Here is a 12,333-nt window from a genome sequence, read left to right as displayed (position 1 = left end):
ACGAGCCTTTAATTGTTCCCTGTGAGCCAATAACCTCTATTTGCTAGCTGCGCTTATTTTTAATGCGCTTAAATTTACGTTCTTTCCATTCTTTAAATGGCATAGCAACAGCGGCAAACTCCTTCAATGCTCGACGATATACGTCACGCTTAAAAGAGACTACTTGCCTTACTGGGTACCAATAACTTACCCAACGCCAACCATCAAACTCAGGTGTTACACTACGCTGCATATTGACCTTGGACTCATCGCATTCCAAACTCAGCAAAAACCATTTTTGCTTTTGACCGATACAGACAGGTTTTGAATCCCACCGCACAAGACGTTTAGGTAATTTATAACGTAACCAATGACGGCTTGACGCAATAATCCTGACATCTTTTTTGGTTAATCCTACTTCTTCATACAATTCACGGTACATAGCTTGTTCAGGGGTTTCACCTTCATCAATGCCACCTTGCGGAAATTGCCAAGAATGTTGTCCATATCGTCGAGCCCAAAATACCTGCCCATGGCCATTGCAGATAACGATCCCTACATTAGGGCGGTATCCATCGCCATCAATCACTGGACGACCTCAAGTATAAATATCTATTAATAGTGATTTTTTCATAGTAGACGTGATCGGTAAACAAACATTCATCAATATCGATGCGTTTTACCTAATTTAAACGGTATTATGGATAACTTTGCACACAGACTACTTTACAGGCAATCAAATGAGACATATCCCACATTTATTCACTCTTTCTGTGGATAGATTTGTGCAGAAACCTAAAAAAAACCGTTTTAAGCAATAAACAACGTATCAAAAACCAATAACACCAACCACGATAAATTTATTTTTTTTATTTTAAAACATAAGCATACAACAAAAAACGCACTATAATAAATTAAAATAAAGACAACTTTCACATCACTAAAAAACGATCGATTAAATATCAATCAATAATGGCTTTCCCCGTAATATTACCACCACAATATAGATTAACATAACATCACAACGGTTGATTTTACAACAAAATACTGTATATGCATCCAGTAATATTAAAATAAAATATTTTCAAAAAAAAAGCTGTGGATATCTTTTTATTCTAGTATTAGCCTTAAATAACAACGATAAATTAACGATTATTAAATCATCACAAATGTAATCTCATTCAAAAAAGTAAAAAAGATCAATCTTAATCACGGCTCACCAATAGCGATCAACATCGATCCTTACACACGATATCATTTGAATATGATAATATTCTCTACGGTTAAATATTCGATATAACTTACTATTACGACCTATTATGAACATAAAAACCACGCAACCAACACCAAAAACAGAAGCAGAATTACTCTATCGAGCTCACCAATTAGCAGGTATGACATTAGGTGAGTTAGCCGCAATAGCTGGCATCATTCCCCCTCCCGATCTTAAGCGCGATAAAGGTTGGGTTGGTCAATTATTAGAATGGCACCTAGGCGCGACAGCGGGTAGTAAACCCATTCCCGATTTTATTGAGCTTGGCATTGAACTCAAAACTATACCGATCAGCTATCAGGGAAAACCACTAGAAACAACATTTGTTTGTGTCGCCCCGTTGATTGGAGTTCAAGGCTTACAATGGCACAGTAGTCATATCAGGCAAAAACTGGCGCGAGTATTATGGGTACCCGTAGAAGGAGAACGAGATATTCCGCTTGAAGATCGCCATGTTGGTTCAGCGTTACTCTGGAGTCCCAGTGCCAAAGAAGAGGCACAATTACAGCAAGACTGGGAAGAATTAATGGATATGATAGTATTAGGGCAAGTAGAAACTATCACTGCACGTCATGGTGAAGTGCTGCAATTACGTCCAAAAGCCGCGAACAGTAAAGTACTCACTGAAGCTTATGGTGCCAATGGTCAGCCAATTAAAACCTTACCGCGTGGTTTCTACTTAAAAAAACAATTTACCTCGCAATTGTTGCAACGACACTTTATTTAGTCATAAAAAAACCATCCAATTAATCATGCATGACTTTGACGAAAACAACGAGATGGTGGAATTAACTCATGCTTATTTAATAACCGATACATTGTTGCCCGTGAGACACCCAATTCACGTGCAGCCGCTGATATTTGACCTTTATTATTCTCTAACACCGTCAATAATGCATTACGTTCAGATTCTTCACGTACTTTTTTCAAACTTAATTTATCATCAATCAAACGTGGAATATCTAATTGATCCGCTTCAATACATTTATTTTCAGCAAGAAGTACTGCCCGTTTAATTTGACAAATTAGCTCTTGCACATTGCCAGGCCATGGATACTGCAATAACATCGATTGCGCTTGTTCTGATAAATATTTGGCAACGCTATTATATTGGCGGGCATATTTTAATAATAAAAATTCAGCTAAAAAAATAATATCATTACTACGCTCACGCAACGGGGGGACGGTGATAGAAATCACATTTAAGCGGAAATATAACTCACGTCGTAACGTTGTTAATGTCACCAGATGCTCAGGCGAATGATGGGTTAAAGAGATAACACGCATATCAACAGAAAGAGTATTACCATCAGTATCACAATAACGCCCATCCGCTAACACTTGGTACAGAGATTGCTGGCAAGCATCTGTTAGTAATGTAAATTCTTCTAGTACTAATACACCATTATTCGCAGCTTCAAAAATACTTTGCGTACCATTATCGGTATCAATCATCCAATCAGCTGTCATGGTTTCACAATTAACCCGTATTACCTGTTGCTTAGCACGTGCTGATGCTTTAAAAATAGCATCCGCCACTAATATTTTCCCCGTGCCTATTTCACCACTGATAACAACTGAAACATCACTTAATGCAATTCGCTTAACTTGATCACGCAATTTTTTCATGACTGCAGTTGAACCTTGCAAACCTTGTTGACCAAAATTACCTAGTTGTGGCCACACTTGACGCTCTAAATTAAGCATTCCAATCTGATGGCCTATTGTTTGCAGTAATTGCTCGGGTGGAATAGGAACCGAAAAATAATCAAGACAAAAGTTAACAATAAATTGACCTATTGCTTCATTAACAAGTTGCTCATCACGTACAATCGCAATCCAACGTACTTGTTTATTACGATTTACCATTACCGAAAAACTATGAATACTAAAATCATCATGGCTAAGATCGACCACACCGATACAAGGGCCAATTTCTAATAATAATGTTTCTGCCGTCCGTAAATCATAACAACGATGACATAACCAACCTGCACTTTCTATTGCGGGCAGCCAATTTTGATTACTACCACCAAAAACAACTAAGTTATTAGAGATAACTACCTTAGGTTTTTTTACCGTCCCGATTGTCATTCACCCCTCCATTAATAAAGCAATTATATATTTAGTGACATTTAACAACTGTTTTATTAATAATATACGAACAAATGCAACTTGTTTAGTATAATATGATTTAGCTAATATAATATATTGATGTTATTAATGTTATTGTCAAAAAAACTAGATTTGTCGCTTTTTTGACCCTTTTTTTCGAGACAAAAAAAAGCCACCGCATTAGCGATGGCTATTTTATAACCGTTCGATTAATTATTTAGTTGTGGGCGCATTGCCGGGAACAAAATAACGTCACGAATGGTGTGTGTGTTAGTAAATAACATTACTAAACGGTCAATACCAATACCTTGACCTGCTGTTGGTGGTAAACCATGCTCTAGCGCAGTAATGTAGTCTGCGTCATAGTACATAGCTTCATCATCACCCGCATCTTTAGCACTAACTTGTGCTTTAAAGCGTTGGTCTTGGTCTTGAGCATCGTTAAGCTCAGAGAAACCATTTGCTACTTCACGGCCACCAATGAAGAATTCAAAACGGTCAGTAATGAATGGATTTTCATCGTTACGACGAGCAAGTGGTGAGATATCTGCAGGGTATTCAGTGATAAATGTAGGTTGCATTAGTTGAGTTTCAGCCGTTTCGCCAAAGATCTCTTCTAGTAGCTGACCACATGTCCAGAAGCTTTCAACCTCAACATGTACAGATTTTGCAATCTTAACCATTAGCTCACGATCAGCAACGCCTTCGTAAGTTAATGCTTGGATTTCTGCGTGCTCTGGGTTGTATTGCTTGATTGCATCTAACATGCTGATACGTGCGTACGGACCTGCAAATTCAACTTCAAACTCACCGTAAGGCATTTTTGAAGAGCCTAGAACGTCAATCGCAACGCTGCTTAACATTTCTTCAGTAAGATCCATCAAATCATGGTAATCAGCATACGCCATGTAGAATTCCATCATAGTGAATTCTGGGTTATGACGTGGAGATAGACCTTCGTTACGGAAGTTACGGTTAATTTCAAACACACGCTCAAAACCACCAACCACTAAACGCTTAAGGTAAAGCTCAGGCGCAACACGTAAGTACATGTCGATGTCTAATGCATTATGGTGAGTGATAAATGGACGTGCTGTTGCACCACCAGGGATCACGTGCATCATTGGTGTTTCAACTTCCATGAAGTTTTTAGTTACCATGAAATTACGGATCGCTGAAACTACTTTTGAACGAATGATAAATGCACGACGAGAATCTTCATTTACAATCAGATCAACATAACGTTGACGGTAACGCATTTCTTGGTCAGTAAGACCATGGAATTTCTCTGGTAATGGACGCAGTGCTTTAGTTAGCAACTCGTAGTTATTCATTTCGATGTAAAGATCGCCTTTACCCGATTTGTGTAACGTCCCTTTAACACCGATGATGTCACCGATATCAAGGCCAGAATATTTTTCTTTTAGCTCTTTCTGAACATCTTTAGATGCATAAGCCTGAATACGGCCAGACACATCTTGAATTGCAAGGAAAGGACCACGCTTAGCCATAATACGACCAGCGATTGCATAAACATGACCGGCTTCTTCAAGCTCTTCCTTGGTCATTTCACCGTGTTTTGCTTCCAAATCAGCCGCTAAACTATCACGACGAAAATCATTTGGATGGCCATTTGCTTTGCAGTTTTTGCGGATCATGTCTAATTTAGCACGACGCTCAGCAATCAGTTTATTTTCATCTTGTATTTGGTCAGTCATGGGGTATACCTTAATATTTTACTGAAATTCGGTTAAAGACCTGATTTCAAGCTAGCTTCAATAAAACGGTCTAAATCACCGTCCAATACTGCTTGGGTGTTTCGATTCTCCACCCCAGTACGTAAATCTTTTATGCGGGAGTCATCCAATACATAAGAACGGATTTGACTGCCCCAACCAATGTCTGATTTAGTGTCTTCACTGGCTTGCTTTTCAGCGTTTTTCTTTTGCATTTCATACTCAAACAATTTCGCTTTTAATTGCTTCATTGCTTGATCTTTATTCTTATGCTGAGAACGATCGTTCTGGCACTGTACAACAAGATTTGTTGGTAAGTGTGTAATACGTACCGCAGATTCAGTGGTGTTTACGTGTTGACCACCCGCACCTGATGCGCGGTATACGTCAATACGTAAATCAGAAGGATTGATATCAATAACAATATTGTCATCAATTTCTGGATACACAAATGCTGACCCGAACGAAGTATGACGACGGCCGCCTGAGTCAAACGGTGATTTACGTACTAAACGGTGAACACCTGTTTCGGTACGTAACCAGCCATAAGCATACTCACCGCTAATACGGACTGTAACAGATTTAAGACCCGCAACATCGCCAGCAGAAATTTCAATGATTTCGCTCTTAAAGCCTTTGGCATCCGCCCAACGCAAATACATGCGGAGCATCATTGATGTCCAATCTTGTGCTTCAGTACCACCAGAACCCGATTGAAGGTCAAGGTAGCAATCAGAACTATCATGATCGCCAGCAAACATACGACGAAATTCTAACTTAGCTAACTTAGCTTCAAGCTCAGCTAACTCAGGTTCAATCTCATCAAAGGTTTCTTGATCGTCTTCTTCAACCGCTAACTCAAGTAGGCCAGCGACATCTTCAACGCCTTGGTCTAATATATCAATGGTTTCGACTACTGCTTCCAATCCTGCACGTTCTTTACCCAACGCTTGAGCGCGTTCAGGTTCATTCCATACACCTGGTTGCTCTAGTTCTGCATTTACCTCTTCTAGACGCTCTTTTTTAGCATCATAGTCAAAGGTACCCCCTAAGGATGTCAGTACGTGCTGACACATCCTCAAGTCGGTTTTTAATAGGATTAATTTCGAACATCGCCACGCTTCATTACCGAAATAGATATAACCGCAAGATTCTATCGAATTGTAGATAGAATATACAGAGGGAGAGAAAGGTTATCAGAAAATTAATCCAAATATGGTGACAATCTAGGCTGTCAACGCCAAGATCATCATCACAACCCTTTCTCAAACTGAACTAAACTTATTTTGCTGCTAAATGTTCAACCATCAATTGCACACTGCGATTACCTCGAAATTCATTTATATCGAGGCGATACACCAATTCGATTTGCTGCACTGAAGCATCGGGCCAACACTTAAGATCAACATTAAATGCTATCGCATCAATCACACTTCCCCCAGCTAAAGGCTCAACCATCATTTTAAGATGTTTTCCTGCGACCAGCTTTTGGTGCAATAATCGAAACGTACCATCAAACGTCGGCTCAGGAAATTGTTGTCCCCATGGCCCACCAGCACGTAATATTTCAGCGGTCTCAAGCGTTAGTTCATGGGGTTGTAATTCACCATCACTGAGTAATACACCTTGTAATGCATCTTCATCTAACACTTTACGTACTGCGACATCAAACGCAGTGCTAAAAGCATCAAGCTGAGATTCAGGGATTGTCAGTCCGGCCGCCATCGCGTGGCCACCAAATTTTAAAATCATTCCTGGGTGCTGCGTATCAACCACATCTAACACATCGCGCATGTGTAATCCCACAATAGAACGACACGATCCTTTAATTTCACCCTTACCTGCATCAGCAAAAGCAATCACAGGACGATGATATTTATCTTTGATCCGCGAGGCTAAAATACCGATCACCCCTTGGTGCCAATCACGCTGAAACAGCACTAATCCATAAGGCATATCTTGGTGGTTAAACTGCAATCGCTCACAAATAGCGAGACCTTCTTCTTTCATCCCTTGTTCTATTTCTTTGCGGGTTTGGTTAAGTGCATCAAGCTCTGTTGCCATACGACGCGCCGCTTGAATATTGTCACATAACAACAATTCCACCCCAAACGACATATCATCTAACCGCCCAGCGGCATTAATTCGAGGACCTAAAGCAAAGCCAAGATCGCTCGCGACTAATCGAGCAGGATCGCGATTGGCGACTTCAATTAAAGCTTGAATGCCTGGACGACACTTACCAGCACGAATACGCTGTAACCCTTGATGAACAAGAATACGATTATTACCGTCTAAGGCCACCACATCCGCAACCGTACCAAGCGCGACTAAATCAAGTAACTCCGCTAAATTAGGCACAGCCAATGCTTGTTGTTCAAACCAACCGTTATTACGCAATTCTGCTCGTAAGGCTAGCATTAAATAAAACGCGACCCCTACACCACATAATGCTTTAGAGGGAAAACCACATTGATCAAGGTTAGGATTGACCATCGCATCGGCGGCAGGTAAACAATCCCCGGGCAAGTGATGATCGGTCACCAGCACTTGCACCCCTTGCGCTTTTGCGGCTGCAACACCATCAATAGACGAGACACCGTTATCGACCGTCATGATAAGTTCTGCACCACGATCAATGGCTTGTTGTGCCACTTCAGGGCTTAAACCATAACCATCATCAAATCGATTCGGCACTAAGTAATCTACATTACGACAACCCAACATTTTCAATGCCAGTACTGATAGCGCAGAACTGGTAGCACCATCGGCATCAAAATCGCCCACAATAATAATACGGGTATTGTTGGTAAGTGCCGTAACTAATAACGCCACCGCATCAGCCATACCATAAAGCTGATTATAATTAAGTAATCCTTTCGCGCCGCGTTCAAGTTCAGCATCATTAGTGATACCACGGCTCGCATAAATACGTTGTAAAATAGCAGGGATCTCATTCGAGAAGCATTGAGGATCGACAACAGGACGACGCTTAATTTCTATCATAATAACGGCTTCTTTTGTGGAATGATTATCTTTTCATCTTAACCAAATCACCGCCAACAAAAAAGCCTGATAATAATATCAGGCTTTTATACACGATGACCGATGTTGATAAATGGTCGTGATTAGCTTTTCGCTTTGCTATCCAATAATTGCAGTAACGCCGCTGGCGGTTGATAACCTGGGATCATAGTGCCATCTTCTAGCACTATCGCTGGCGTACCATTAACCCCCATCGCAACACCTAACTGATATTGCTCCATCACTAAATCAGGACGCGGGGTAATTTTTGATTCATCAAAAGTGCCGCTCTTCGCATCATGCATTGCTTTAACACGATCTTTGGCTCCCCAAATTGCACTCATTTGATTAAAATTACTTGAACGCTCACCACCACGAGGGAAAGCTAAGTAACGTACTGTAATGCCCGCATCGTTATAGCCTTGCATTTCATTATGCAATTTACGGCAGTAACCACAGCTGGTATCGGTAAACACGGTCACCACATACTTTTCATTTTTAGCAGGATAAACAATCATGTCTTTATCCATACCCGCTAATTTAGCTTTATTTAACTGCGCCATTTTTTGCTCAGTTAAGTTCACCGGCTCAGCACCCGTATTTTGGTACAAATGATCCGCTAAAAAATATTGGCCATCATCAGAGGTATAAATAACACCACGTTCAGTCACCACTTCATTTATACCCGCCATTGGCGATGCAGTAATTGAACTTGGTGTTAAACCAATGGTTGACAATTGCTTGGTAATAGCCGTTACATCAGGCTTGGCTACCGCAGAAAAAGCAGTCAGTGCAATAGTAGTGGCTAGCACGGTGCGACGAATAAAATGCATCTTGTTATCCCTTTTAAAATGATGACAATCTCGATATAAAACAGACCGAGATTTCGACGATATAGTTTCAATTACGCTATTATTTTTATCCGCGCAGCATAAATGAAGTATTCCTAAATACAAATATTATCGCTAGTTTTAGCCAGCAACGTCTCATAATTATGCGCGAGGATGATGGATTTGGTGCAATTGTTTCAATCTTTCGGTGGCGACATGAGTATAAATCTGAGTCGTAGAGAGATCACTATGGCCCAGCAACATTTGTACCACACGTAAATCAGCTCCGTAATTAAGCAAATGGGTAGCGAAAGCATGACGCATCACATGGGGTGATAATGAATCAGCATCAATGCCTGCCAATACCGCATAATATTTAATTCGATGCCAGAATGTTTGGCGCGTCATTTGACGTGCACGTCGACTTGGAAACAACACATCCGAACTTTTCTCACCTAATAGTACCGGCCGTCCACTTTCAATAAACTGCTCGATCCAATCAACTGCATTTTCGCCCATTGGCACTAAGCGTTCTTTATCACCTTTACCCGTCACTCTCACCACACCTTGGCGCAAACTAACTTTATCCATGGTTAATGTGACTAATTCAGTAACACGCAACCCAGTGGCATACAACAATTCCAACATCGCTTTATCACGAAGTTCAAGTGGATCATTCACATTCGGTGATTCTAATAACGCATCAACTTGCGCTTCACTAAGATCTTTGGGCAGCCGTTTAGGTAGCTTCGGGGTGACTAGCATTGCACTAGGATCATCAATCCGTACTTTTTCGCGATACAAATATTGAAATAAACGTCGAATTGCCGACACCATGCGAGCGCGTGATGTTTGCTTATAGTTTTGGTCAAATAACCATAATTGATAACGTTGTAAATCATCAACTGAAGCATCAGAGACAACAATCGCTTGTTGTTGCATCCATTTTTGTAGTTTTTTTAAATCATTACGATAAGAGGCGAGAGTATTATCAGATAATCCTCGCTCCATCCACATTGCATCAAGAAAGCGTTCAATAATAACATCGTCGGTTACCATTTTTACCTCGTCATAAGCTGTGTCATAAGACGGTTTAAATATATGGATAAAAACACAGTATTCAGCGCATGATAGGATATTTAACCTTAAAAGTAACCTCGTTATCCATTTATTAAGCCTAATGTTATGGCTTGCAAGGCCACGCTAACCTTGAGCTCACCGATCAATACCGAGTACACTTCGATTAAAAATAAAAATAGAGGATACACAGCATGAAAATTGGTTTGTTTTATGGCTCAACCACCTGTTATACCGAAATGGCGGCAGAAAAAATTCGTGAATGTCTTGGCGCTGATATTATTGAATTACACAATATCAAACATACACCATTAGCTGAAATGAACCACTATGACATGTTAATTTTAGGCATTTCAACTTGGGACTTTGGTGAAATCCAAGAAGATTGGGAAGCAGTATGGCAACAACTTGATGGCTTACAATTACAGCAAAAAACAGTGGCATTATTTGGTTTAGGTGATCAAGAAGGTTATACCGAATGGTTTTTAGATGCGATGGGTATGCTGCATGATCAGCTTAGTGCAACTGGGGTCCAATTTATTGGTTATTGGCCTAACGATGACAGCTATCAATTTCAAGCATCAAAAGCATTAACAGCAGATAAAGCATTTTTTGTTGGTCTAGCGTTAGATGAAGACAGCCAATATGAATTAAGTGATGCTCGTATTGAGAAGTGGTGTGAACAAATCATGCTTGAATATGCTCAACTATTATAATTGATATTATTCTATTTATAGAAAAGGGATGCCAGCGCATCCCTTTTTTAATTTATCAAATCAAACAACTATTATATTTTAACACTATTTTTATCATCATCATTCGGCTGATTACCGCCAACGAAACGAGTAATAATTAATGCAATTAGCGTTGGTAAAACCCACGCCATACCATAATTAAATAATGGTAATGAACTAAACAATGACACATCAAATTTTAGGTACTTAGCAACATCAATCATGCTAAAAGCAAATGAGACTAATAACACCACACGGTATGCTAAACATGGATTAGGTAGCCATTTACGAATCAAGGTTAATACCACTAATGCAATAGCAACAGGATACAACGCGAATAATACTGGCACTGATAATGCAATTAGCATATTCAGACCAACATTTGCCACAATCGCACACACTACCGCTAATAATACTGCCCATTTTTTATAAGACATCGACGTTAGCGTACTAAAATAATCGGCACATGCACTGATTAAACCAATCGCGGTGGTTAAACATGCAAGTAATACAATCGCTGATAAAATAATTTGACCCGTTGAGCCAAATAAAGCCATGACGTACGTTGTTAATATAGTACCGCCATTACCAACACCAGCAGCGATACTTGAACTAGTTGCGCCAAGGTAAAATAATGACACGTAAACAAAAGCTAAACCTGTAGCAGCAATTAAACCTGCATAAATAAGGTAAGTGCAGGTAGTTTTATCATCAGTGATCCCTTTACCACGAATCACATCAACAATTAACATCCCAAACATTAATGCCGCAAAGGTATCCATGGTGTTGTAGCCTTCAAGGAAACCAGTAGTAAACGCTTGAGTAACATAATCACCTTGAGCTGCAACAATGGTTCCTTGTGGATTAACAAAAACCGCAATAGCTAATACCGTTAATACTACAAATAAAGCGGGTGTTAAAAATTTACCGATCATGTCGATTAACTTACCGCGAGACCAAGCAAAAAACAGCGCTACCGCAAAAAAGATAATAGAAAAAATAGTTAAGCTGGTTTGGCTAGCATCTGTAATAAAAGGTTTAACGGCCATCTCATAGGCAACAAGACCTGTACGAGGAGCAGCAAACGCAGGGCCAATGATGATAAAAATCAACACTGCCATTAAGGTTGCTACTTTTGATGGTAAATCACGGGTTAACCCTTTCCAGCCACCACCAGCCATCGCTACAGCAATAATACCAATAAGAGGTAAGCCTACAGCGGTAACTAAAAAGCCTGACATTGCAGGTAACATATTATCACCCGCTAGCTGTCCTGCTAACGGTGGAAAAATAATGTTGCCAGCACCAAGGAAAAACGCAAAGGTCATAAAACCAAGCGCGATAATATCTGTTATTTTGAGCGTTTTTTTCAAACTGCACCTTCCACTCATTAATGGGTTATATATTGTGTCTGCATTTTTTATAATAAGTAGCACGTGTTATATGTTGCTATTAATTACGTGCCTTACAGCATAATGACTAAAAAGACTAACCTTAGCAATAGAGTAGCTAAAAACACCATATAATCTAGTTTTCGACCTAAAAAACCAGAGTTAATGACCGTA

10 protein-coding genes are annotated in these 12,333 nt (G+C 39.9%); 2 read left to right on the top strand and 8 right to left on the bottom strand.

All coding sequences use genetic code 11. The annotated features are described in order from the left end of the window. Window positions 1-43 precede the first annotated feature (43 nt). Window positions 44-568, bottom strand: a complete 525-nt coding sequence (gene rppH / locus GLP24_RS08870; RefSeq protein ID WP_101768271.1) for an RNA pyrophosphohydrolase — start codon at window positions 566-568, stop codon at window positions 44-46. Between the two features lie 730 nt (window positions 569-1,298). On the opposite strand from rppH, the gene mutH reads away from it, so the two are divergent. Next, window positions 1,299-1,979 carry a DNA mismatch repair endonuclease MutH gene (mutH, locus tag GLP24_RS08865; RefSeq protein ID WP_152653724.1) on the top strand — a complete coding sequence of 227 codons (681 nt, stop codon included), beginning with the start codon at window positions 1,299-1,301 and terminating at the stop codon, window positions 1,977-1,979. A gap of 23 nt (window positions 1,980-2,002) precedes the next feature. Here mutH and GLP24_RS08860 read toward each other — a convergent pair whose 3' ends face one another. From GLP24_RS08860 to xerD, 6 genes are all read right to left on the bottom strand, one after another. After that, window positions 2,003-3,346 carry a sigma-54-dependent transcriptional regulator gene (locus GLP24_RS08860; protein WP_232577315.1) on the bottom strand — a complete coding sequence of 448 codons (1,344 nt, stop codon included), beginning with the start codon at window positions 3,344-3,346 and terminating at the stop codon, window positions 2,003-2,005. Window positions 3,347-3,576: 230 nt separating this feature from the next. Beyond that, window positions 3,577-5,085, bottom strand: coding sequence for a lysine--tRNA ligase (gene lysS / locus GLP24_RS08855; protein WP_101768274.1), 1,509 nt, complete (start codon window positions 5,083-5,085; stop codon window positions 3,577-3,579). A 32-nt stretch (window positions 5,086-5,117) separates the two neighbouring features. Beyond that, a protein-coding gene (prfB, locus tag GLP24_RS08850; RefSeq protein ID WP_101768275.1) for a peptide chain release factor 2 occupies window positions 5,118-6,216 on the bottom strand; the annotation gives its coding sequence in 2 pieces (ribosomal slippage) (window positions 5,118-6,140 and window positions 6,142-6,216; 1,098 coding nt in all). Window positions 6,217-6,384: 168 nt separating this feature from the next. Continuing rightward, window positions 6,385-8,109 (bottom strand): single-stranded-DNA-specific exonuclease RecJ, encoded by a 1,725-nt coding sequence (recJ, locus tag GLP24_RS08845; RefSeq protein ID WP_232579100.1) that lies wholly within the window; start codon window positions 8,107-8,109, stop codon window positions 6,385-6,387. A gap of 122 nt (window positions 8,110-8,231) precedes the next feature. Continuing rightward, window positions 8,232-8,960, bottom strand: a complete 729-nt coding sequence (dsbC, locus tag GLP24_RS08840) for a bifunctional protein-disulfide isomerase/oxidoreductase DsbC (protein WP_232615884.1) — start codon at window positions 8,958-8,960, stop codon at window positions 8,232-8,234. A gap of 159 nt (window positions 8,961-9,119) precedes the next feature. After that, entirely contained in the window at window positions 9,120-10,016 is an 897-nt protein-coding gene (xerD, locus tag GLP24_RS08835) for a site-specific tyrosine recombinase XerD (RefSeq protein WP_232615883.1), read from the bottom strand. Window positions 10,017-10,228: 212 nt separating this feature from the next. Here xerD and fldB point away from each other — a divergent pair, with 212 nt between their 5' ends. Beyond that, window positions 10,229-10,750, top strand: coding sequence for a flavodoxin FldB (gene fldB / locus GLP24_RS08830; RefSeq protein ID WP_101768279.1), 522 nt, complete (start codon window positions 10,229-10,231; stop codon window positions 10,748-10,750). A 71-nt stretch (window positions 10,751-10,821) separates the two neighbouring features. On the opposite strand, the gene brnQ is transcribed toward fldB, so the two are convergent. Beyond that, window positions 10,822-12,141, bottom strand: coding sequence for a branched-chain amino acid transport system II carrier protein (gene brnQ / locus GLP24_RS08825; protein ID WP_232615882.1), 1,320 nt, complete (start codon window positions 12,139-12,141; stop codon window positions 10,822-10,824). Window positions 12,142-12,333 lie beyond the last annotated feature (192 nt).

It is taken from the genome of Photobacterium carnosum (assembly GCF_021236965.1).
GTDB classification, from domain to species: domain Bacteria; phylum Pseudomonadota; class Gammaproteobacteria; order Enterobacterales; family Vibrionaceae; genus Photobacterium; species Photobacterium carnosum.
Note: the sequence above shows the minus strand (reverse complement) of the source record. Positions and strands in the feature narration are given on the sequence as shown.

Coding starts and splice junctions, on each gene's coding strand:
- mutH (WP_152653724.1), top strand. CDS start 1,299: ATGAACATAAAAACCACGCAACCAACACCAAAAACAGAAGCAGAATTA.
- GLP24_RS08860 (WP_232577315.1), bottom strand. CDS start 3,346: ATGACAATCGGGACGGTAAAAAAACCTAAGGTAGTTATCTCTAATAAC.
- lysS (WP_101768274.1), bottom strand. CDS start 5,085: ATGACTGACCAAATACAAGATGAAAATAAACTGATTGCTGAGCGTCGT.
- recJ (WP_232579100.1), bottom strand. CDS start 8,109: ATGATAGAAATTAAGCGTCGTCCTGTTGTCGATCCTCAATGCTTCTCG.
- dsbC (WP_232615884.1), bottom strand. CDS start 8,960: ATGCATTTTATTCGTCGCACCGTGCTAGCCACTACTATTGCACTGACT.
- xerD (WP_232615883.1), bottom strand. CDS start 10,016: ATGGTAACCGACGATGTTATTATTGAACGCTTTCTTGATGCAATGTGG.
- fldB (WP_101768279.1), top strand. CDS start 10,229: ATGAAAATTGGTTTGTTTTATGGCTCAACCACCTGTTATACCGAAATG.